This is a genomic window from Streptomyces sp. NPDC002643 (genome assembly GCF_053592555.1).
The window spans coordinates 14,783-37,462 of sequence record NZ_JBSFVY010000009.1 but is presented as its reverse complement, the minus strand read 5'-3'; the positions used below and the strand labels follow the sequence as shown (position 1 = coordinate 37,462).

The window sequence follows — 22,680 nt, the reverse complement described above, 5'->3', positions numbered from 1 at the left end:
CGCCTCGATGTTCGAGTTGGCGCCCAGGGTGGTAGTGCAGGAGCAGGCGGGCGCCGGTCACCTCACGGATGTCGGACGCACCGCCCTCGCCTGCCACTTGCACGTGCTCGCGTTCGTCGAGGAGTGCGCCCTCGGCGTGAGGGCACTGCCGACGGAGAGGGACACCACCATGGGTGAGGCATCCGACATCGCGTTGCTGGCCGTGCGGTTCGTACTGGGTGCGGTGATGATCGCGCACGGCTGGAACCACTGGCGCGGCGGAGGCGGCATCAGCGGTACGGCCGGATGGTTCGCCGGGCTCGGCCTGAGACGGCCCCGACTGCAGGCATGGCTCAGCGTGCTCACCGAGATGAGCGCCGGGGTTCTGATCATCGCCGGGTTCCTGACGCCGCTGGCCTGCGCGGCCGTACTCTCGGTGATGCTGATCGCCGGGCTCCTCGCCCACCGCCCCAATGGGTTCTTCGTGTTCAAGGAGGGCTACGAGTACGTCCTCGTCCTGGGCGTCCTCGTGGTGGCCCTCGGCGCGTGGGGGCCCGGCGAGATAGCCCTGGACACGGCCGCCGACACAGCGGTGACCGGCTGGGCGGGCGCCGGGGTGGTCCTGGGCGTGGGCCTGGCCGGGACGGCGGGGCTGCTGGGGGTGTTCTGGCGGCCGGAGAAGAAGCCGTGAACGCTTCGCCGTGAGCGCCGCGACGGGCGGTCGGGCGTCCGCAGCGTAGTCGTGGGTGGTCGCGTCCCGAGGGTGGTCACTGCCAGGCACCGTCGGTATGGTCCCCTCGCCCGAGGACTCGCACCTGACGGTGACGCTTCGTCAAGTTCCCGGCTGCGGGCGGACGGTGAGGATCTGCCGGGCGTGGCCGACCGGGCCGTCCGTGTCGTGCAGGATCGTGCTGGTGAGGCCCTGACCCGAGGGGCCGAAGGCGACCGTCGTGTCCAACCCCGTCCATCCGGCTCGCGGCGAGCGGTGGAGATGGACCGTCAGATCGACGTTGGGGAACATCCACGCGGTCGGCGGTTGCCGGACGGCGATGCCGTTGGCGGTGTCGACGAGCGCCAGATATGACGCGAGGGGGCTGACGGGGACCCCGGCGACCAGGTCGAGCGGTGTGGAGAGCCACGCGGTCGTGCGGCCGGGGCGGAGCGGTGAGACCGGGCGGACGTCCAGGGAGGAGACATAGCCGCCGGGCCAGACGTCGGACATGGGCCAGGGGGACAGCGACTCGGGCGAGGGGAGGGTGTCGTCGGGGCCGCCGGCGACCGCGGTGGTGTCGATGTCCGCCAGCAGCCAGGCCCGGGCCCGGACCACCGGGCGGCCGGCCATCCGTACGACCGCTTCCACGAGCTCGATGGTCCGTCCGGGGCGGATGGTCTCCACCTCGATCTCGCACTCGTCCAGGGCGAGTCGGCCGAGGATGTCGTAGCTGATCCGGGAGAGCAGCAGGCCGTTGTCCGAAGCGTCGGCCCGGTGGCGGTCGATGGCGTGGACGACGAGGCCGCCCAGCGGGCTGAAGTGCTGCTCGGCGGAGTTCCAGGCCCCGCCCGCGTGGGGCGTCGGCTTGTAGCGGTGGTCGTCGATGGCCTCGCCTTCCTCAGCGGGCGTCAAGCCGGGCCGCTGACGGGGCCCGGCCGTTCACGCGGGCCGGGCCAGGCCGACGTCGTACGCGAAGATCACCGCCTGGACGCGGTCGCGGGCGCCGATCTTGGTGAGGATGCGGCTGACGTGGGACTTGACGGTGGACTCGGCGAGGTGGAGGCCTTCGGCGATCTCGGCGTTGGTGGCGCCGGTGGCGATGGCGGTGAGCACCTCGCGTTCGCGTTCGGTGAGTTCGGCGAGCCGGCGGTCGTGTTCCTTCGTACCGCCGGGCCGATGGCTGGTGAAGGTGTCGATGAGCCTGCGGGTGATGCCGGGCGAGATCACGGAGTCCCCGGCGGCGACGGCGCGAATGCCGACGACGAGTTCGTCGGGGCGGGCGTCCTTGAGGAAGAAGCCGCTGGCCCCGGCGCGGAGCGCGCCATAGGCGTACTCGTCGAGGTCGAAGGTCGTCAGGACCAGGACCCGGGAGCGACCGCCGGACTCGGCGATGCGGCGGGTGGCCTCGATACCGTCCATGCCGGGCATCCGGACGTCCATCAGGACGACGTCGGGGCGCAGTTCGGCGGTCTTGCGGACGGCTTCGCCGCCGTTGGTGGCCTCGCCGGCGACGGTCATGTCGGGCTGGGCCTCCAGGAGCATCCGGAAGCCGAGGCGTTGCAGGGCCTGGTCGTCGACGATGAGGACGGTGGTCATAGCGGCGGATTCTCCGGGTGAGAGGTGGGGGTGGAGAGGGTGGCGGGTGTGGTGGGGACGAGATGGGCGTGGACGCTCCAGCCGCCTCGGGGGTTGGGGCCGGCGGTGACACCGCCCTGGTAGAGGGCGGCGCGTTCGCGCATGCCGACCAAGCCCTTGCCGCTGCCGCCATCGCCGCCCCGGTGGTCTTTGGGCGCGGTGGGGCGAGGCGGGCCGGTGTCCTCGACGGAGACGCGTACGGCGTCGGGGGTCGCGGTGACGGAGACGGTGACCGTCGTGTCGAGGGCGGCGTGCTTGAGGGTGTTGGTGAGGGCCTCCTGGACGATGCGGTACACGGCCAGTTGGAGGCCCTGGGACAGCGCGGTGAGATCGCCGTCGGTGTGCAGGGCGGCGGTGGGGCCCGCTGCCCGGAAGCGTTCCAGGAGGGCGTCGAGGTCGGCGAGCGAGGGCTGCGGGGCGAGCGGGGCGTCGCCGCCCGGCGTGTCCTCGACGCCGATGACGGCGAGGAGGCGGCGTAGTTCGCCGAGGGCGTCCCGGCCGCTCTCGGCGATGATCCGCAGGGTCTCGGCGCCGCGCTCCGGTTTGGTGGCGGCGAGCGCGGCGGCGCCGTCGGCGAGACCGACGATGACGGCGAGGGTGTGACCGAGGATGTCGTGCATCTCCCGTGACACCCGGGCGCGTTCCTGTGCGGCGGCCAGCCGCGCCTGCTGGTCGCGTTCCTTCTGCAGGGCGTCGATGACCACGTTGACCAGCCGACCGGCCAGGCCGAGACCGGCGAACGCGGCCATGGCGGCCATCGCCAGCACGGTCACCACCTCGGGACGGGCCGCGTACTCCAGCTGGCCGCCGGTCCAGTAGACCGTGGCCCAGGCCACCAGTTGGGCGACGGTGACGCCCAGCGCGACGGCCAGTTGGCGCGGGGTGCCGTGGCGGCCGATGTTGAACAGGGCCACGGCGCGGGCGGCGTCCGCGCCGTTGAAGGTGTCCAGGGCCATGGCGACCCCGGACACGGCGGTGACGATCGCGAACACGAGCACGGGACGGCGCTCCCGCCACAGCAGCGGAACGGCGAACGCCACGATCAGCGCCGACTGCACCTGCCACTCGGCGTGGTTGGCCGGGTTGAGCAGCGAGGGCACACCCGCCGTCGCGACCAGCGCCGGGACGCCCCAGCGGCGGGCCCAGGGATGCGCCTGGTCGGCCATCCGCCATCCGGCCAGCCGGAGCACGATCGGGACGATCAGGCGTTGCTCCGGGTCGGTGGACAGGGGGACGGGGAGCCGGGGCAGGCGGCGGCGGGTACGGGCCGCTGGTTCGGGTGGTGCGGTCATGGTGAGCGCCCTTCGTCGTGCAGGCGGGGCTGTCCGCCGGTCCGGGGGAGTGGACCGGCGGACGGGGTGGGGGAGGCGGGTCGGGTGGATGGTGGGGGGAGGGTGAGGGGGAGGCGGTGGAGGGGGAGACGGTCGGTCGGTGATCCACCACCGAGGTGGGGATCGTACGACCGCGCCGTCGTTCGCCCCCGACCGGGCTCGCGGAACCACGGCCTCGGCGGGCGGGCCACGCCTGGGCGGTGTCGGCTCCGGGCGGCCCCGACTATGTCGATTTTCGCCCCCGCCGCCCCTACCCATCCCTTCACCAGGGGCGGCTGCCCCTTTGACCCCCGCTTGGGCTTCGCCCTTGGGCGCGGACGAGCCCGGGTGTCGCGGTTCGTTGGCGGCGTTCGGTGTGTGGGGGCTGGTCGCGCCCGCGCGGCGGAGCCGCATATGGATACAGCCCCGCGCCCCTTTCGAGGGCCTTCGGCCTCTCGATCCCTCGGTCGAGGTCGCCTGCGCCGGCTTCGCCGCCCGGCCGCTTCGGGTTCGGTCAGCTCTGCCCCGTCGGCGCCGCCGGTACCCGCTCCTGTGCCTTTGGTTCGGCGGGCTCCTTCTGCTCTCGGGCCGCGAGGGCGTGGCGGAGTTTCTCGCCCTCCACGTCCACGTCGGGGATGGCTCGGTCGAGCCAGTCGGGCAGGGACCAGGCCCTGCGGCCGACCAGGGTCATCACCGCCGGGACTATGGTCATGCGGACCACGAAGGCGTCGAAGAGGACGGCGGCGGCCAGGCCCAGGCCGATGGACTTGACCAGGGCGGTGTCGTCGAGGAGGAACCCGGCGAACACCGAGATCATGATGACCGCGGCGGCCGTGACCACCCGGGCCCCGTGCCGGAACCCGGAGACGATCGCCTCGGTCGGCTCGGCCCCGTGGACGTACTCCTCGCGCATCCGGGTCACGAGGAACACCTCGTAGTCCATGGCGAGACCGAAGACCACACCGATCAGGAGGATCGGCAGCACGCTCACGATCGGCGCGGTCTGCTCGACCCCGAACACATCGGCGAGCCAGCCCCACTGGAAGACCGCGACCAGCACACCCAGGGTGGCGACCACGCTGAGCAGGAAGCCCAGGGCGGCCTTGAGCGGGACCAGGATCGAACGGAACACCAACAGCAGCAGCACCAGGGCGAGTCCGACCACGATGGCCAGATACGGGACCATGGCGTCGCCGAGCTTCTGCGACACGTCGATGTTCACGGCGGTCGTACCGGTGACCATCAGATCGGCGCCGGTCTCCCGCTTCAGCGCGGCGCTGTGGTCGCGGATGTCGTTGACGAGGTCCTTGGTGGCCTCACTCGTCGGGGAACTCTTCGGGATCGCGCCGATCAGGCCGACGTCACCGGCCTCGTTGAAGACGGCCGGACGTACGGTCGCGATGTCGTCGAGACCGCCGATCATGTCGTACGCGTTCTGCGCGGCCGTCTTCGGGTCGTCGGCGGCGCGGGCGTCGACGACCACCGTCAGCGGCCCGTTGTAGCCGTCGCCGAAGCCCTTGCTCACGGTGTCGTAGGCGATCCGCTGGGTGGAGCCGGGGGCGGCCATGCTGTCGTCGGGCAGGGTCAGCCGGAGCGAGGCGGCCGGGAGGGCGAGGAGACCGAGGCCGAGGACCGAGACGATGAGCATCTTCACCGGGTTGCGGGTGACGAACCGGCCCCAGCGCACACCCATCGTGTCGCCCTCGCCGCGTTCCTGGGCCCGCAGCCGCTTCGTGGTGAGCTTCCCCTCCGTGATCCGCGTCCCGGCGAAGCCGAGCACGGCCGGCAGCAGCGTCAGCGCGATCACCACGGCGACGGCCACGGCGAACGCGGCGGCCAGACCCATGCTGGTGAGCATCTTGATCCCGATGACACTCAGCCCGGCCAGCGCGATGATCACGGTCAGCCCGGCGAAGACGACGGCCGAACCGGCGGTGCCCAGCGCCCGTCCGGCGGCCTCCTCCGGATTGTGCCCCTCGCGCAGCTCACCGCGGTAGCGGGAGACGATGAACAGGGCGTAGTCGATGGCGACGGCGAGGCCCAGCATCAGGGCCAGCGTCGAGGAGGCCGAGGCCATGTCGACGAAGGACGTGGCGATGGTGATGGCGCAGATCGCCGCCACGACCCCGAAGATCGCGGTGACGAAGGGCAGCCCGGCCGCCAGCAGTGAGCCGAAGGTGACGACCAGGACGAAAGCGGCGACCGCCAGTCCGATCAACTCGGCTGCCTTGCTGGCCTGTTCCTCCTGTACGGCGTTGCCGCCGAGGCTGACCGTGAGTCCGGCCTTCTCACCCTGCCCGGCGATGTCGCGCAGGGCGTCGCCGGCCGCGTCGGTGAGGTCGGCCCGGGGGACCTTGTAGGTGACCTGGGCGTAGGCGATCGTGCCGTCCTTCGAGACCAGGCCGCTCGCGAAGGGCTCGGTGACACTCGCCACCTGCGGTGCCTTCAGCAACTCGGCGACCAGCGTGCCGATCTCCGCCTTGTTCGCCTCGGAGGTCAGCTTCCGACCCTTCGGCGCCTCGAAGACGACCTGGGCCGTGGCACCGCTCGCGGACGCCTGCGGGAACTCCTTCTCCAGCAGGTCGATGGCCTTCTGGGACTGGGTGCCGGGGAGGGTGAAGTCGTCCGTCGTGGTGCCGGAGACGCTGCCGGCGCCTATGCCGACGACGGCCAGTACGACGATCCACGCCATCAGGAACAGCCGTCGTCGCCGGAACGCCGCACGGCCCAGACGATAGAGGAAGGTGGCCACGCAAGTACTCCCACCAGGAGAAGAGGATCAGTGCGAGAGGTCGGGGCCGCTCGGCCCCGTGCTCAAGCTAGGAGCGGAATCTCGCGCTTCTCCGGCACCACGGGACCGAATCCGGTGGGGGACCAGTACCGCGGTACCGGTGGATCTCCTCCTTGGGTCTGCTCCTCGTGTCTCCTCCTGAGGGTTCCTCCTCGCGTCTCCTCCTCGGCCGTCGACGGCTAGTGCCAGCCGAAGCGGCGGTCCACCACCGCGGCGAACTCGTCCAGGGTCAGCACGGAGTCCCCGTTCTGGTCGGCGGCGTCGAACAGCGCGGAGGCGGCGTCGACGTCCCCGAGCGCCCAGAACGGCAGATCCCCGGACGCGGCGAGGGACGGCCCCTTCGACCGCAGGGCGGTGATCACCTCCAGCCGGGTCAGCGTCCCGTTGTGATCGAGGTCGAGCGCCTCGAACAGCTTCCGGGCCTTGTCACTCGCCATGCGATCTCGTCCCTTTCTCGGCGGAGGGCCCACGCCATGCGGTCCGGTGGGCGCCGTACGTTCCAAACGTTCTGTTCCATGCCGTGCGTTCCATGGAGTGTGTTCCACGGCGTACATTCCACGGCGTTCTACAGGGCGCGGGCGACGAGGAGGGCCACGTCGTCGTGGTCGTCGGGGTGGCGCAGACCGTACAGGAGCAGGTCGCAGGTCGCCTCCAGCGAGCGGTGGGGTTCGTCGAGGAAGCCGAGCAGGACGTCCAGACGGTCGTCGATCGGGTGGTGCCGGGTCTCCACGAGGCCGTCGGTGTAGAGGACCAGCAGGTCATCGGGGTCGAGACGGGTCGTGGTGGTCTCGAAGGGGATGCCGCCGACGCCGAGCGGGACGCCGGAGGGCAGGTCCAGCAGCGAGGCGTCACGGTGGGGGCCGGCCAGCGCGGGCGGCATATGGCCGGCGTTGGCGATACGGCACTGCCTGGTGCGGGGGTCGTACACCGCGTACAGGCAGGTGACGATGTAGTGCTCCAGATCGCAGGTGATCTTGTCGAGGTGCTGGAGCACGGCACCCGGGTCCAGATCCAGGTCGGCGTAGGCGCAGGTGGCGGTGCGCAGTCGGCCCATGGTGGCGGCGGCGTCGATGCCGTTGCCCATCACGTCACCGACGACCAGGGCGGTCTTGTCGTCCTCCAGCGGGATCACGTCGTACCAGTCGCCGCCGACCTCGCTCGTCGCCTGCGCGGGCTGGTAGCGGGTGGCCAGCTCCAGGCCCGTGTGGTGCGGGGGATGGTCGGGCAGCAGACTGCGCTGAAGGGTGAGCGCGGTGTTGCGCACGCTCTGGAACCAGCGGGCGTTGTCGATGGCCACCGCGGCCCGCCCGGCCAGCTCGGCGGCGAGTACGACGTCGTCCTCGTCGAACGGCAGCGGATTGCGGGTGCGCTTGAGATCGAGGGCGCCCAGCACCTCGCCGTGCGCGATCAACGGCACCGCCAGATACGAGTGGACACCGGCCCGGGCCAGCAGCGACCCGGCCTCCGCGTCCCGCGCGATCCTCGGCAGATCCTCCGCGCCGACATGCCGCACCAGCACCGGCCGACCGCTGTGCACACACAGGGTGACCAGCCGGTCCCCGTCGTACGCGGCGAGGTCGCCCGGCGGATCGGCGGCGCGCAACGCCACGGTCGGCCGCTCCGCCTTGAGCGCGAGGGCCCGGAACAGCTCGGGCCCGTTGTCGGGCCGGCGCGCCCTCCGGCAGGCGAGCGCCGAGTCCAGCACATCCACGGCGACGACATCGGCGAGCTGCGGTACGGCGATGTCGGCCAGCTCCCGGGCGGTCTCCTCCACCTCCAGCGTGGTCCCGACCCGCGCGGACGCCTCCGCGATGAGCGCCAGACGTCTACGGGCCCGGTCGGCCTCGGCGGCCGCGCGATGCCGCTCGGTGACGTCCACGACCGAGGTGGCCGCGCCCAGCACCCGGCCGCCGCTGTCCTCCAGCCGGTAGAAGGACAGCGACCAGGCGTGCTCATGCTCGGGGTCGGTCGGCGGGCGGCCCACGTGGTACTGGTCGAGGAGCGGGGTGCCGGTGGTGAGCACCTGCCGCAGCGCCGACTCGATGGTGTCGACGTCGGGGAGGGACAGGGTGTCCCGCAGCAGCCGTCCCACGTGCTCCTCCGCCGGGATGCCGTCGATGCGCTCCAACGCCGGGTTGACCAGCAGATACCGCAGATCGGGGTTGAGCAGGGCAAGACCGATCGGTGACTGGTCGATCAGCCGCTCGCACAGGGCCAGATCGGTTTCGACCCGCTGCAGGAGGCTGCGGTCGACGGCGATACCGAGCACGAAGACACCGCCGAGGTCGTCCTGCAACCGCATGTTGCGGAACTCCATCAGGCGGCTGCCGCCGTCCTTGTGCCGGATCGGGAAGGCGCCCGCCCAGCTCCGGCCGCTCTCCAGCACCTCCGCGAACAGCTTCGCGACCGCCTTCAGATGCTCGGGGTGGATGAACAGCCGCGCCGCGTACTTCCCCAAGGCTTCTTCCGACGAGTATCCGAACAGATCCTCCGCCTGGGGCGTCCAGAACACGATCCGGCCACTGCTGTCGACGACCATCGCGGCCACGCTCAGGACGTCCAGCAGCCCGGTGGGCGGCGGCGTCTCGACGACCGGGCGCGCTCCGCGGCCGTACACACCGTGCTCATCCGCTCGGAAGGATTCCCCTGCCATCCGCGGACCACCTCCACACCGGCGACCCCGCCGCACCCCACGTTCCCCGCACCGCCCCTTCCATGCTGCCCCCGGGCGGGGCCCACCGAAAGCACAGAGGGGGAGGGGGCCGAGGGCGCCGTCCATCGGTGAACCGTGCACGTCGGGCGGACACGCAGGAACATGGTCGTGTGACGGTACTGGGCACCGCGCAGGGGAGGCACCTCCTGGCCCACCCGATGTGACACCCGGTATCGCGCAGTACCACCGAGGGTCCACGCGACTCCGGCACCGTAATCCGAATCGAGCCTCCATGGCCTCCATCGATCCCGCTCGCGAAACGGCCCCCGGGCCGACCCCCGCCGGACCGCGTGATCCACTCGACGCCTCGACCGACGCCGCCGCGGTGGTGTCCGGCGCGGGCGTCGTCGTCGGATGGACGCGCGGCGCCGAGGCGCTGCTCGGGTACGCGGCCGACGAGGTGGTCGGCGGCTCGGCGGCGCCGCTCGTGGCGCTGCCCGCCGATCCGGCGCGGGTGGCCGGTGTGGCGGAGCGCTGCCGTGGCGGGATGGGCTGGAGCGGGGGCGTACCGCTGCGGCACCGGGACGGGCGTGCCGTCGAGGCCGACCTCCGGGTCTCGGCGTCCTTCCGCATCGACGACGACGAATGCTTCCTGATCTCCGCCAGGGAGCAGCGCCCCCAGTGGACGGTCGGCCAATCCGTCCTCGACGGCTTCCTCACCCGCTCACCGATCGGTATGGCGGTGATGGACCTGGAGCTGAGGTACGTCTGGCTGAACGAGACCCTGGAACGCTTCGGCGGCGTGCCCCGCGAACAGCGGCTGGGCCGACGGCTCAGCGACCTGCTGCCCGGGTTGCAGGCGGACACTCTGGAGGGCCTGATGCGCAAGGTCCTGGACACTGGGGTCCCGGTCACCGACTACGAGTACCTGGGCTGGAGTTGGGCCGACCCCGGCCGCCGTCGCGCCTACTCCACGTCCTTCTTCCCGCTGCTGGACGCCACGGACTCCGTCACCGGCGTCTGTTACCTGGTCCAGGACGTCACCGAGCGCTGGAACGCCCGCCAACTGCTGACGCTGGTCAACGAGGCCGGGGCCCGGGTCGGCACCAGCCTGGACGTGATGCGCACGGCTCAGGAACTCGCCGACTTCGCCGTCCCCCGGTTCGCCGACTTCGTCGTCGTGGATCTCCTCGACGACGTCTTCAGCACGGAGGGCCACGGCACCTGGCTCACCGACGCCGGACCGGCCACCACCACACCCGTACTGCGTCGCGCCGGACTGAGGTCGGTGCGCGAGGGAGCCCCGGAGGCGGTGGCCCGGATCGGGGACCGGGCAGGCTTCTTCCCTCCGGCCTACGACGCGGGCCTGCTCATCGACGGCGAGCCGGTCCTCATCCCGGTACTCGACCCGACCGACGACGTCTGGGTCGCCGAACAGCCCGAACGGGTCGCCAGCATCAGGGAGTTCGGCCTGCACTCCCTGATCTCGGTGCCGATGCGGGCCCGCAACACCGCCCTCGGCCTCACCACGTTCATACGGTCCGTCAATCCCGTCTCGTTCCAGTCCGACGACGTCCTGCTCGCCCGGGAACTGGTGGCACGGGCCGCGCTGTGCGTCGACAACGCCCGCCGCTACACGCGCGAGCACACGGCGGCCGTCACCCTCCAGCGGAGCCTGCTGCCGCAGGCCCTCACCGGCGGTACGGCCCTGGAGGTGGCCTCCGCGTATCTGCCGGCGGACCCGACGGACGGCGTGGGCGGCGACTGGTTCGATGTGATCCCCCTGTCCGGTGCCCGGGTCGGGCTGGTCGTCGGCGATGTCGTCGGCCATGGCATCACGGCCGCGGCGACAATGGGCCGACTGCGTACCGCCGTGCAGACCCTGGCCGACATGGAGATGCCGCCCGACGAACTCCTCTCCCACCTCGACGACCTGCTGCTCCGACTGAGCGCCGAGCAGCCCGACGACAAGGACGCCAAGGGTGCCGGCGCCACCGCCCGGAGCACGACGACACCCGTCTTCCTCGGCGCCACCTGCCTCTACGCCGTCTATGACCCGGTCACCCGGCGCTGCACCATGGCCCGTGCCGGACACCCGCCGCCCGTGGTCGTCACCCCCGATGGCCGGGTGTCGTTCCCCGAGCCCCCGGCCGGGCCTCCGCTCGGGCTCGGCGGGATGGCGTTCGAGGCCACCGAGATCGAACTCGCCGAGAACAGCCTGCTCGGCCTCTACACCGACGGCCTCATCGAGGGCACCGACCGCGATCTGGAGCGCGGTATGTCCCGGCTCGCCGAGCTGCTGGCCCACTGCGACACCGACCTCGCCACCCTGTGCACCTCCGCCGTACGCCGGCTGGTGCCGGTGCCCCAGCCGGACGACATCGCGCTGCTGCTGGCCCGCACCCATGCGCTCCGCCCCGACCAGGTCGTCTCCTGGGACGTGCCCGCCGACCCGGCCGCCGTCGCCGACCTGCGGGCCAGGGCGACCCGCCAGGTCGAGGCCTGGGGACTGGACGAGCTGGCCATGACGACGGAACTCATCGTCAGCGAACTCGTCACCAACGCCCTCCGCCACGCGGCCGCGCCCATCCGGCTGCGCCTCCTCCGCGACGCCCGGCTGACCTGCGAGGTCTTCGACGCCAGCAGCACGGCGCCCCGGCTGCGACACGCCCGCAGCCTCGACGAGGGAGGCCGCGGCCTGTTCCTCGTGGCCCAGCTCACCCACCGCTGGGGCACCCGCTACACCCCGGACGGAAAGATCATCTGGGCGGAACAGACGATCCCGTGAGGCGGACGGGTGCCCCCGCGGGCTTCAGCCCGTCAACAGGCCGTCCATCTGCCCGACCGCCTCCTTGAGGCCCTCCTCCATGCCCATGGTCACCAGCTTGTCCATGTCCTCACGGCTGGTGAACGCGGACCGGATCTCCATGCGGGTGCCGCCGTCGTGCCGGGTGAGCCGCATACGCATGATGGTGGTCGGCATGTCGGGGTTCGGCTTGCCCTCGTCGTCGGCGAAGCCGTCGGTGAGCTCCAGGGACGTGGGCGGGGCGACCGCCGTGATCCGCCACCAGCCGCGGAACTTGTCGCCCTCGGGGCCGGTCATGAAGTAGGTCGCCTCACCGCCCGGCACGAGATCGTGGGTCTCGAAGGTCGCCGGGTAGGTCGGCGGCCCCCACCAGCGCTCCAGCCGCCGGGGGTCCGCCCACAACTGCCACACCTTCTCGACCGGGGCCGCGAAGTCCGCGACCAGGGTGAGGGTGAGGTTGTCGTAGTCCTTGTCCACACTGGTCACACTCATCTGTCCAGTCCTCCTTGTGCGTCGTACGGGTCCTCCGCGAGCAGATCGGACATCCTCTCCACCCTGCCGCGCCACAGGTCTTCCAGCTCGTCGAGCGTCCGCCGGGCGAGGGCCACGCCCTCCGGCTCCGCGCGGACGAGCTGCTCCCGCCCGCGCCGCCGTTTGCCGACCAGCCCGGCCCGCTCCAGCACCGCCACGTGCTTCTGCACCGCGGCGAAACTCATCGGATAGGCCTCGGCCAGTCGTGAGACCGACAGCTCACCCTGACCGCAGCGGCGCAGGATGTCCCGCCGGGTCGGGTCCGCCAGAGCGTGGAAGACCCGGTCCAGGCTGCCGTCGCCACTCTTATCTACAACCATTTGGTTGTACGTTAGCCCGCCGGGCGTCTCTTGTAAACCGCCAAGGCGGAGGGGCTCTCTGAATCAACAAACCGTGGTTCTGTTGACTTTCGGCTTGGTGAGCCAGAGGATTCCGGAGGTGACCCTTCCTCCGTACGAGCCCTCAGGTCCCGTTCTGCCCACTGCCCTGGACGAGGCCGCGCACCGCTGTCTGGTCGCCGGTTTCGACGGCACCACGACCGTTCCCGACCCCCTGAAACGACTCGTCGACCGCGGACTGGGCGGGGTCATCCTGTTCACCCGCAATGTGCGCGACGCCGACCAGGTCCGCGAACTCACCGGCGCGCTCAGGGCATTGCGCCCCGATCTGCTGGTGGCCATCGACAACGAGGGCGGCGGCATCGGCCATCTGGTCGGCGCGGGCGCCCCCGAGGTCCCCGGTTCCTGGGCCCTCGGCTTCGTCGACGACCCCGCGCTCACCGCGTACTGTGCCGACGCGCTCGCCGGTCACCTCGCCATGCTCGGCATCACCGTCTCCTACGCCCCGGTCGCCGACCTCCAGCGACGGCCCGAGAACCCGATCGTGCGCACCCGCTCGTTCGGCTCCGACCCCGACCTCGTCTCCCGCCATCTGCACGCCTGGATCGCCGCCACCGAGGCCCGTGGCATCGCCTCCTGCGCCAAGCACTTCCCCGGCCACGGCGGCACGGTCACCGACAGCCACCACGAACTCGCCCTCGACCCCCGCCCGTACGCCGACCTCGACCTCGCTCCGTTCCGCGCGGCGATCACGGCGGGCGTACCGATGCTGATGAGCGCCCACGTGGTCTTCCCGGCCCTCGACCCCGACCGCCCCGCCACGCTCAGCCCCCGCGTCCTCCACGACCTGCTCCGCGACGAACTCCGCTTCGACGGCGTACTGGTGAGCGACGCGCTGGAGATGAAGGCCATCGCCGACCGCTACGGCGAGGCCGCCGGCGCCCGACTCGCCCTCGCCGCCGGAGCCGACCAGGTCATCGTCGCCGTACCCGATTTGGGTACGACCCTGGCCTGCCGGGACGCCGTCCTCGCGGCCCTGGCCGCCGGGGAGCTGCCGGAGGACCGGGTCATGGAGGCGGCGGGGCGGGTACGACGCCTCGCGGACCGGTACGCGACACCCACCGCCCCGGACCGGACGGCCCCCTGGGACACCGGCGCCGGACTCGAAGCGGCACGCCGAGCCGTACGCGCCCGGGGACCGCTCCCGCCCCCCGCCACCGGCGCCCACGTCGTCGACCTCTTCCCGCCTCCGCACCCCGCCCTCAACTGGGGCGGCGAGGACCTTCTCACCGAGGTCCGGGCACTGGACCCGACGGCGACGGGATCGGCCGTCGCCGGGGAGCCGAAGGACCCGGACGCCGTGGTGGCGCAGGCGCTGAGCGCGGCCGAGGGGCGGCCTCTGGTGGTCGCCGTGTGCGACGCCGGCCTGCACCCCTGGCAGGGCCGGCTCCGCGATGCCCTGCTGGCGGCACGTCCGGACGCGGTACGGGTGTCGACGGGGCTGCCGGAGCCGGACGCGGGGGACGCCGTCTGCGCGTACGGTCGGGGCCGCGTCAATCTGCGGGCCGTGGCGGAGGTGCTGACCGGGGTGCTGTGAGTGGAGCGGCCCCGTCGCTGTAAACCGAACTCAGCACGCTACGGGGGGCGCGGTCCGGTACGTCGTGAGCCGACCCGGTACGCCGAGTCGGCTCCGTACGGCGTTGCCCCTCACTCCGGGCGGATCAGCTCGGTGATCCCCCGCGCCGCCAGATACCCCGCGTCCTGCGCCCGCTCGGCGAGGACGACCGCCGGGCGAGCCCCCTCCTGCCGCAGCCGCATCCATGTCTCGAAGAAGGCACCGCCGGGGCCGGACACCGACCGCGTCCCCGGTGTGCACTCCAGGACCAGCGCGGTGTCCCGGACCGGCACCGGCGCGGCCCGCTCCGGCTTGGCGCGCAGTTCCGCGACCGTCTCGGCGAGCGCGTGGGCGATCGGCTTGGGACGGCCCGAGGAGTCGAACAGGCCCAGGGTGTATTCGAGCTCGGGGAAGTCGGCGAGGGAGCGGTCCACGTCGTGGGAGCACCACCAGGTCACGCCCCACAGCACGGTGCAGTCCGCCGCGTGTCGCAGGGTCGCCCGGGCGAAGTCGGGCGCGTCGGCGGCCGGGATGTGCGGCTCGGGCGCGCCCGTCTCCTGCACCCACACCGGGCGGTCCGGGTCGAGGGCGTATGCCTTCGCCAGCTCGGTCCCGTACTCGGCGAGATGCCCCACCTGCGGCGAACGGGGGCCGTAGAGGCGGGCACAGTTCGCGGAGAACACCCAGGGGTGAACGGTCGTGAGGTCGCCCTTGCGGGCCGACGCCTCCGGTGTGAAGGGGTGGTCGTCGCCGTACCAGGCCGCGTCGTACGCGGAGTGCGTGACCAGGCCACCGCCCTCGCCCAGTCCGTCGCGGGCCGCCGCGATCAGGGTGTCGAGGTAGTGGTCCACCTCGGCCACCGTCACCGGGTTGTGCTCGACCAGGTTGTTGAGTTCGTTGCCGAGCTGGAGGCCGATCAGGTTCGGGCGGCCGGTCAGGGCGCGGCCGAGGGCGTGCAACAGGTTCGCCTGCGCCTCGATCGCCTCGGGGTCGGTGAACACATTGCGGTGGTGCCAGCTGCGCGTCCACTCCGGGTAGAAGTCGAAGCTCGACAGATGGCCCTGCACCCCGTCCACCATGACATCCAGCCCGAACTCGGCGGCCAGGTCCACCAGCCGGCAGAGCTGGTCCAGGGCCGCCGTGCGGATCATGGTCCGGTTGGGCTGGAGCAGCGGCCAGAGGTGGAAGACCCGTACGTGATCCAGGCCCAGACCGGCGATCTGCGCCAGGTCCTCCCGGGCGAATCGCGGCTCGAAGTCGTGCCAGGCGTGAAACCAGCCGCGGCGCGGGGTGTAGTTGACGCCGAAACGTGGTTCGGGAGCCGGTGAGGGCGTGCCGGGAGCGGGCGGGGGCGTGTTGATGGCGTCCTCCTGGGGGCTCGGAACACTCCTGGGACCTTGTCTGCGGCGAATGTATCAACCACCATGGACGACAATGAATAGTGATTTGAACCAAGACTTCGGAGATCGCTCCGGAGATCTCCAGGGCCTCGTGGTCGGCCTCGACGCCGGCGGTACCCGTACGCGTGCGGTGTGCGCGTCCGCGCGCGACGGGCGACCGCTGGGAGAAGGGGCCGCCGGGCCGGGCAACGCACTGACCGTGCCCGGGCCGGAGCTGACCGATCACCTCGCCGACGCGATCGCCCGTGCGGTGCCGGAGGCTTCGCGCGGGCGAGTGCGGGCGGTGGCGGGCGGTTTCGCCGGGGCGGCGCGGAGTCCGGCCGACGAGCCGGGCCGGGTGCGGGCGCGGGACGCCCTCACCGCCGCGCTGGACCGACTCGGCATCGGCGCCCGCGCCGTCGAGGTCTACAGCGACATCGAGGCCGCGTTCGCCGGAGCGCCGGGGCACCCCGCTGACGGGCTCGCCCTCGTCGCCGGTACGGGGGCGGTCGCCGCGCGGATCGAGGGGAGGGTACTCGTCGCCACCTCCGGGGGCGACGGGTGGCTGCTCGGGGATGACGGGGGTGGGTTCTGGATCGGGCGCAGCGCGGTGCGGGCGGTTTTGCGGGCGGCGGACGGGAGGGGGCGGCACACGGTGCTGGTGGCCGAGGTCGGGCGGACGCTGGGGTTGCCGGAGAGGGTGCTGCCACCGGGGGCGTACGACGGCGAGGGCGACCTTGGCTGGACGGCCGGTCAGCGCGCCGCCTACCGGGCCCGCTTGCTGCCCGCCGTCATGGATCGGCCGCCGACGGGGCTCGCCGCGTTCGCTCCGCTGGTGACGCGGGCGGCTGAGGAGAAGGACGGTGTCGCGGTGGAGATTCTTCAGGAGGCGGGTGAGGTGTTGGCCGACATGGTTGTCGCGCTGAAGCCTCGTGTGGGGGAGCCGCTTGCCGTTACGGGTGGGTTGCTCGCGGGTGGGCCCTTGTTGGCGCCGCTGACCGAACGGATGGCTCACCTCGGCCTGGCGATCGCCCCTGTGGCGGATGGGTGCGACGGGGCGGTGGCCTTGGCCACGCAGGCGCTCGGGAGAAGGGGTGCTGTTTAGGTCGTAGTTCGGCTGCGGGTCCGTTGTGGCTGGTCGCGCAGTTCCCCGCGCCCCTAAAAGAACGGGCGTTGCAGTGCCCCCGTGTCTATACGGGCCCCCGTCGGTCACTTTCCGGAGGAAGCCTCCCGATGTCCGTCCCGCTCTATCGATCCCCCACAGCCCCCCTCGACGACCGCGTCACCGACCTCCTCTCCCGGATGACCCTCCGCGAGAAGGCCGGTCAGCTCAATCAGCGGATGTACGGGTGGGACGCCTACCGGCGTACCCCGGACGGCGGCTTCGAAGTCACCGAAGCCCTGATCGCCGAGACCGAGCGGTTCGCCGGGCTCGGGGCGTTGTACGGGCTGATGCGGGCCGATGCCTGGTCCGGGGTCGAGTACGGCAGCGGACCCGATGCCGACAGCGGTGCCGAGCTGGCCGACACCGTTCAGCGGCATGTCATCGAGCGCAGTCGGCTCGGGATTCCGGCGCTGTTCGTCGAGGAGGTGCCGCATGGACACATGGCGCTCGATGGGACGGTTCTCCCCGTCAATCTGGCCGTCGGGGCCACCTGGGACCCCGAGCTGTACGAGCGGGCCGCCGCGTTTGCCGCCGCCGAACTGCGGGCCCGGGGTGGACATATGGCCCTCGTCTCCGCTCTCGACATCGTTCGGGACCCGCGTTGGGGGCGGGCCGAGGAGTGCTTCGGCGAGGACCCGTATCTCGCGGCCCGACTGACCGAGGCGCTGGTGAAGGGGATGCAGGGGACGACCGGCAAGGACGGAGCCTTCGCCGTCGACCGCGCTCCCGTCGTGCTCAAGCACTTCGCCGGGCAGGGGGCCACCGTCGGTGGGCGGAACTCCGCCGAATCGGAGCTGGGCCCGCGCGAGCTGCACGAGATCCATCTGCCCGCCGCCCTCGCCGGGGTCCGTGCCGGGGCCGCCGCCGTGATGTCCGCCTACAACGAGGTCGATGGGCTGCCCTGTTCCGGCAACCGCGCCCTGCTCACCGGCCTCCTGCGTGAACGCTGGGGTTTCCAGGGGCTGGTGATGGCCGACGGGCTGGCCGTGGACCGGCTGGCCCGGATCACCGGGGACGCGGTCTCGGCGGGCGCGCTCGCGCTCAACTCCGGTGTGGATCTGAGCCTTTGGGACCAGGGGTTCACTCATCTCGAAGAGGCCGTCGAGTGGGGACTCGTGGCGGAGAAGACCCTCGATGATGCCGTTGCCCGTGTTCTGCGGCTGAAGTTCCGGCTGGGACTGTTCGAACAGCCCTACGCCCGCCCCGAGTCGCCGTCCCCCGAGGCGGGCCGTGCCGTGAGCACCGACCTCGCCCGTGCCGCCGTCACCCTCCTCCATGACACCGCCGGTGTTCTCCCCATCCACCCGTCCGTCCGGCGGATCGCCGTCCTCGGCCCGCACGCCGCCACCACCGCCCACCAACTCGGCGACTACACCGCCCCCCAACGGCCCGGCACCGGCACCGCCGTCCTCGACGCACTGCGACGCCTCGCCCCGCCCGGCACCGACATCCGTCATGCCCACGGGGCCGATCTCACCGGCGACGATCGCACCGGGATACCGGAGGCGGTCGCCACGGCCGCCGTCTGCGACCTCGCCGTCCTCGTGCTGGGCGGCAGCAGCGCCCGTACCGCCGACACGGGCTTCGACGCCAACGGAGCCGCCCGTACCGTGGTCTCCGAGATGACCTGCGGGGAGGGTGTCGACCTGGCCGGGCTCCGGCTCGGCGCCGCTCAGCGCGCTCTCCTCGACGCCGTCACCGCGACCGGTACGCCCACCGTGGTCGTGCTCGTCCAGGGGCGCCCCCACGCCGTACCGGAGGCCGCCGAGCGTGCCGCCGCCCTGCTCACCGCCTGGTACCCCGGGCCCTGGGGCGGCGACGCCATCGCCGAAGTGCTGCTCGGACTGCGTGAGCCTCGTGGGCGGCTGTCCGTATCCGTCCCTCGCGCGGCGGACCGACTCCCCGTGTACTACAACCACAAGGAAACCGAGTACGGCGGCTACGTCGACGGCAGCGCCGAACCGCTCTACGCCTTCGGACACGGGCTGGCGTACACGACCTTTCGGTACGGGCAGGCCCGCCTGTCGGGTGGTCGTGCGGTCGAGGTCGACGTCACCAACACCGGGGAGCGGCACGGCCGTACCGTCGTCCAGCTGTATGTCCGGCCGCTGCGTACGCCCGTCTGGCCGCGCACGCTGGAGCTTCGGGGCTTCCAGCCCGTCGAACTCGCTCCCGGTGAGTGCCGCACGGTCCGGATGCGGCTCGGCGCCGACCAACTGGAGCTGGTCGGCGCCGATCTGGGGAGGGGCGTACTGCCGGGGGTGACGTTCGAGGTCCGTGTCGCCGGGTCCGCGCGGGAGGCGTTGGGCGTCGTGCCGCTGCTGCTGGATCAGAGCTTCACGGCACCCGACGAGACGCCCTTGTAGAACCACCGCTGGGTGATCACGAACAGCACCAGGACCGGGACCACCGAGATCACCGAGCCCGCCATCACCAACCGCTGGTCGTAGCCGAAGGAGGAGGACGTGAGGCGGGCCAGGCCCAGGGTGAGGGTGAAGTGGTCCTCGGTGCGCAGCACGATCAGGGGCCACAGGAAGTCGTCCCAGGCGCTGATGAACGTGTTGATGGTGACGACGAGGATCGCTCCCCACGCCGAGGGGAGGTAGAGGTGGCGGAACCGCTTCCACTCGCCCGCGCCGTCCAGCATCGCCGCGTCCTCGATCTCGCGCGGTACGGCGAGGAACGCGGCCCGCATGATGAGGACGTTGATGGCGGCGACGAAACCGGGCAGCCAGACACCCACCAGGTTGTCGACCAGGCCCAGGTCACGGATGCTCAGGAACAGCGAGACCATGATCGACTCGAAGGGGAACATCATGGACGCCATCAGCAGTACCCACACCAGCCTGCGGCCCTTCCAACTCGGCTTGGAGAGCATGTAGCCGGCGAGCGTGGAGAAGATCAGCTGGCTGCCGACCGACAGGATGACGATGATCGTGCTGTTGCGGATGTACGTCCACACCGGGACCTGGTCGAAGACCTGGCGGTAGGCGTTCAGGGTGGGGTGGCGGGGGATCAGCGAGGCGCTCGCGCCGAAGACGTCCTCGCCGGCGCCCTTCAGGGACGACAGCAGCTGCCACACGAGTGGGCCGACCGTGATACCGAGCACGAACAGCAACAGCAGGTAGCGGACGATGAGTTCGCGGGGGCGGCCGTAGTCGCGCCAGCGGGGCATCAGGCGGCGCCGCTTCTCAACGGGGGTTGCCGGGGTCGCCGTCGTCATGCCTCGTCCTCCTTCGTCAGGCGCTGTGCGAGCAGTGTGAGGCCCAGGGTGAGTGCGAAGAGGGCGACGCTGACCGCCGAGCCGTAGCCGGCGTTGCCGGTGAGGGGGTCGAGGGCGACGTCCCGGATGTAGAAGGGGAGCGTGCGGTCGGCGCCGCCGGGGCCGCCGGTGGAGCCGCCGAGCATATAGATCTCGGTGAAGACGCGCAGCGAGCCGATGCCGGTGAGGGTGCCGACCAGCATCATCGACGTACGGACCCCGGGCATGGTGACATGCCAGAAGCGGCGGATCGCGCCCGCGCCGTCCACGGCGGCGGCCTCGTGGAGTTCCTTGGGCACGTTCCCGAGGGCGGCCAGATAGAAGATCATGTACCAGCCGAGGCCCTTCCACAGTGTCAGACCCATCGCCGACAGCAGGATCAGCCAGGAGTCGGAGAGGAACGGGATGGCCTCACGGATGATGTGGGCCTTCTGCAGCCAGGTGTTGACCAGGCCCTGGTCGCTCAGCAGCCACTGCCAGCTCAGACCCACGACCACGCTGGAGGCGAGGACCGGGGTGTAGAACGCGGAGCGGAAGAAGCCGATGCCGGGGAGGTTCTTCTCCACCAGCACCGCCAGCATCAGCGGCAGCAGCACCATCAGCGGGACCACGATCACCGCGTACAGCAGGCTGTTGCGGGTGGCGAGCCAGAAGTCCGGGTCGTCCAGCATCCGCGTGTAGTTGTCCAGGCCCACGAACGACGCGGCGCCGCCGAGCGGCTTGGCGTCGGTGAAGGACAGGAGCAGCGTGTTGAGGAACGGGTAGACGCCGAAGACCGTGACCCCGAGGATCGCCGGGGACATCCACAGCCAGGGCAGCCACCAGCGCCGGTAGAGCGCCGCCCCGCCCGCGTCGGCCGACGGGCCCGGCTTCACGGTGTGCCACAACCGCCGTATCCCGGTGGGGCGTTCGGGGGCCCGGGGGCCCGAGTCCGCGACGGTCGCGGACTCGGACACCGGGGTCAGGGTTTTCGCCGCCATGGTCAGCTGCCCTGCTCGATCAGTTCGTTCATCTTCTTCTGGGCCTCGTCCAGGGCGTCCTGCGCGCTCTTCTTGCCCTGCATCGCGAGCTGCACCTGGGCCGTGACCGCGTTCAACTCGCCCGGCGTCAGGGCGATCTCGTCGGCGGTCGCCGTCTGACGGTCACTCGCGACGATCTTGCGGGCCTCGGCGAACGGGTCGTCGCCCTTGACCGACTGGAAGAACGGGTCGTCGAGCGAGGCCGTGGTCGAGGGGAAGATGACCACGTTGGGGTCCTTCGCCCACTGAAGCTGGTTCTCCGCGTTGGTCAGGAACTGGGCGAAGGAGAGCGCGGTCGCGGCGTTCTTGCTGGTGGAGGCGACACCTATGTACTGGGGTGCGCCCACCGTGTGACCGAGCGCGTCCAGCGGATAGCGGGCGACGCCCGTCTTCTTGTAGACGCTCGGGTTGTTCTGCTCGATGAAGCGGAGGAAGTTCGGGTTGGTCGAGCCGTAGACCAGCTTGTTCTGCCCGTAGACGTTGGCCGGGTCCTGGTTGGAGGAGAGCGAGTCCCGGGGCATCGCACCCGCCTTGTACAGCTTGGTCATGCCCTCGACCCACTGGGCGGTCTTCGGGTCGTCGGCGAAGGTGAACTTCTTGCCGTCGTCGGAGAGGACCTTGATGCCCATCTGCTGCCAGTCGGCGGGGATGCGCAGCTGCGGATTGGCGAGGAAGGCGTAGTACTCGCCGTCCGACGCCTCGGCCACCTTCAGCGCGTCGTCGAAGAGACCGAGGATGGTCGTCGGAGGTTTGGCCGGATCGAGGCCCGCCTTCTTCGTCAGATCGGTGTTGAAGGTCTGCACGATGCCGCCCGAGTACCAGGGCAGCACACTGTGCACCTTGGTGCCGTCGGCCTGGGCGTAGGTGCTCGACTTCCACATCGACTCGGTGAACGGCTTCCCGGCGTCCGGGGCCTTCTCGTCGAGGTTGAGCAGATAGCCGTTCTTGGTGAGCGCGACCGCCGTGTTGACGTTGATGTTCACCACGTCGGGCAGGGTGCACGCCTGCGCGTCCGCGACCAGGCGCTGGGTGAACGTGGCGTCGCCCGGGTCGTCGATCCACTTGACCTTCGTGTCCGGGTGGGCTTTCTCGAACGCCTCGATGACGCCGTTGAAGTAGTCGCCGAAGTCCTTCTTCAAGTTGGTGGTCTGGAAGGTGATCGACCCCTTCACGTCGCCGGTGAGCTTCCCGGACCCGACGTTCCCCTTGTCGACCTCGCAACCGCCGGCGGTGGCCGAGCCGTCGTCGGAACCGCCGCCGGACAGTCCGCACCCGGCGGCCGTCAACGACAGCACGACGAGACAGGTCAGGGTTCCGGTCAGTCTTCTCGCACGCATGGATAGTCCTCCTGCGACCAGTGGTTGGTTGGAATCAAATCACCAACTTGGACTCCGATTGATGAAAAGGTGGACCAGAATTCATCGGAGGTCAATGGGTGTTCGTGTTGCGTTTGGGTTCCGTCTCCGGCACGAGGGACGGCGAAGG

At 71.1% G+C, this 22,680-nt stretch carries 17 protein-coding genes; 5 read left to right on the top strand and 12 right to left on the bottom strand.

Going from position 1 to position 22,680, the window contains the following annotated elements:
* The first annotated feature begins 7 nt into the window (after positions 1-7).
* A complete protein-coding gene (locus ACWD4G_RS15595; protein ID WP_451293492.1) occupies positions 8-670 on the top strand; it encodes a DoxX family protein in 663 nt (220 codons plus the stop codon).
* A gap of 141 nt (positions 671-811) precedes the next feature.
* On the opposite strand, the gene ACWD4G_RS15590 is transcribed toward ACWD4G_RS15595, so the two are convergent.
* The 6 genes from ACWD4G_RS15590 to ACWD4G_RS15565 all read right to left on the bottom strand — a co-directional run bounded on the left by ACWD4G_RS15590 (position 812) and on the right by ACWD4G_RS15565 (position 9,080).
* Positions 812-1,603, bottom strand: coding sequence for a thioesterase family protein (locus tag ACWD4G_RS15590; protein ID WP_451293490.1), 792 nt, complete (start codon positions 1,601-1,603; stop codon positions 812-814).
* A gap of 27 nt (positions 1,604-1,630) precedes the next feature.
* On the bottom strand, positions 1,631-2,287 hold the full coding sequence (locus tag ACWD4G_RS15585; protein ID WP_451293489.1) for a response regulator: 657 nt from the start codon (positions 2,285-2,287) through the stop codon (positions 1,631-1,633).
* Positions 2,284-3,618, bottom strand: coding sequence for a sensor histidine kinase (locus ACWD4G_RS15580; RefSeq protein ID WP_451293487.1), 1,335 nt, complete (start codon positions 3,616-3,618; stop codon positions 2,284-2,286). The genes ACWD4G_RS15585 and ACWD4G_RS15580 overlap by 4 nt, the downstream gene beginning before the upstream one ends.
* 532 nt (positions 3,619-4,150) lie before the next feature.
* Positions 4,151-6,388: an MMPL family transporter gene (locus ACWD4G_RS15575; protein WP_451293485.1), complete on the bottom strand. Its 2,238-nt coding sequence runs from the start codon at positions 6,386-6,388 to the stop codon at positions 4,151-4,153.
* 218 nt (positions 6,389-6,606) lie between these two features.
* A complete protein-coding gene (locus tag ACWD4G_RS15570; RefSeq protein ID WP_451293483.1) occupies positions 6,607-6,864 on the bottom strand; it encodes an EF-hand domain-containing protein in 258 nt (85 codons plus the stop codon).
* A gap of 128 nt (positions 6,865-6,992) precedes the next feature.
* Positions 6,993-9,080, bottom strand: a complete 2,088-nt coding sequence (locus ACWD4G_RS15565) for a SpoIIE family protein phosphatase (RefSeq protein ID WP_451293481.1) — start codon at positions 9,078-9,080, stop codon at positions 6,993-6,995.
* 292 nt (positions 9,081-9,372) lie between these two features.
* Between ACWD4G_RS15565 and ACWD4G_RS15560 the strand changes: the two genes are divergently transcribed.
* Complete coding sequence (locus ACWD4G_RS15560; protein WP_451293479.1) at positions 9,373-11,868, top strand: SpoIIE family protein phosphatase; 2,496 nt, start codon at positions 9,373-9,375, stop codon at positions 11,866-11,868.
* 24 nt (positions 11,869-11,892) lie between these two features.
* Here ACWD4G_RS15560 and ACWD4G_RS15555 read toward each other — a convergent pair whose 3' ends face one another.
* Together ACWD4G_RS15555 and ACWD4G_RS15550 are read right to left on the bottom strand one after the other, a co-directional pair.
* On the bottom strand, positions 11,893-12,378 hold the full coding sequence (locus ACWD4G_RS15555) for an SRPBCC family protein (RefSeq protein WP_451293477.1): 486 nt from the start codon (positions 12,376-12,378) through the stop codon (positions 11,893-11,895).
* Positions 12,375-12,737, bottom strand: a complete 363-nt coding sequence (locus ACWD4G_RS15550) for an ArsR/SmtB family transcription factor (RefSeq protein WP_451293475.1) — start codon at positions 12,735-12,737, stop codon at positions 12,375-12,377. The genes ACWD4G_RS15555 and ACWD4G_RS15550 overlap by 4 nt, the downstream gene beginning before the upstream one ends.
* Before the next feature lie 118 nt (positions 12,738-12,855).
* Here ACWD4G_RS15550 and ACWD4G_RS15545 point away from each other — a divergent pair, with 118 nt between their 5' ends.
* The gene (locus tag ACWD4G_RS15545; protein ID WP_451293473.1) at positions 12,856-14,352 is read left to right on the top strand and encodes a glycoside hydrolase family 3 N-terminal domain-containing protein; all 1,497 of its coding nucleotides are present in this window, start codon (positions 12,856-12,858) and stop codon (positions 14,350-14,352) included.
* Between the two features lie 110 nt (positions 14,353-14,462).
* On the opposite strand, the gene ACWD4G_RS15540 is transcribed toward ACWD4G_RS15545, so the two are convergent.
* Entirely contained in the window at positions 14,463-15,731 is a 1,269-nt protein-coding gene (locus ACWD4G_RS15540; RefSeq protein ID WP_451293898.1) for a glycoside hydrolase 5 family protein, read from the bottom strand.
* A 73-nt stretch (positions 15,732-15,804) separates the two neighbouring features.
* Between ACWD4G_RS15540 and ACWD4G_RS15535 the strand changes: the two genes are divergently transcribed.
* Both ACWD4G_RS15535 and ACWD4G_RS15530 read left to right on the top strand, forming a co-directional pair.
* The gene (locus ACWD4G_RS15535) at positions 15,805-16,854 is read left to right on the top strand and encodes a BadF/BadG/BcrA/BcrD ATPase family protein (RefSeq protein WP_451293471.1); all 1,050 of its coding nucleotides are present in this window, start codon (positions 15,805-15,807) and stop codon (positions 16,852-16,854) included.
* A 128-nt stretch (positions 16,855-16,982) separates the two neighbouring features.
* A complete protein-coding gene (locus ACWD4G_RS15530) occupies positions 16,983-19,280 on the top strand; it encodes a glycoside hydrolase family 3 N-terminal domain-containing protein (protein WP_451293469.1) in 2,298 nt (765 codons plus the stop codon).
* Here the strand turns inward: ACWD4G_RS15530 and ACWD4G_RS15525 are convergent.
* Genes ACWD4G_RS15525 through ACWD4G_RS15515 form a run of 3 tightly spaced genes read right to left on the bottom strand, consistent with a single transcriptional unit; the run spans position 19,244 to position 22,532 of the window.
* Positions 19,244-20,137: a carbohydrate ABC transporter permease gene (locus ACWD4G_RS15525; RefSeq protein WP_451293467.1), complete on the bottom strand. Its 894-nt coding sequence runs from the start codon at positions 20,135-20,137 to the stop codon at positions 19,244-19,246. The two genes, ACWD4G_RS15530 and ACWD4G_RS15525, sit on opposite strands and share 37 nt — an antisense overlap.
* The gene (locus tag ACWD4G_RS15520; RefSeq protein ID WP_451293465.1) at positions 20,134-21,156 is read right to left on the bottom strand and encodes a carbohydrate ABC transporter permease; all 1,023 of its coding nucleotides are present in this window, start codon (positions 21,154-21,156) and stop codon (positions 20,134-20,136) included. Before ACWD4G_RS15520 ends, ACWD4G_RS15525 begins: the two co-directional genes overlap by 4 nt.
* A gap of 2 nt (positions 21,157-21,158) precedes the next feature.
* Positions 21,159-22,532, bottom strand: coding sequence for an extracellular solute-binding protein (locus ACWD4G_RS15515; protein WP_451293463.1), 1,374 nt, complete (start codon positions 22,530-22,532; stop codon positions 21,159-21,161).
* Positions 22,533-22,680: the final 148 nt, after the last annotated feature.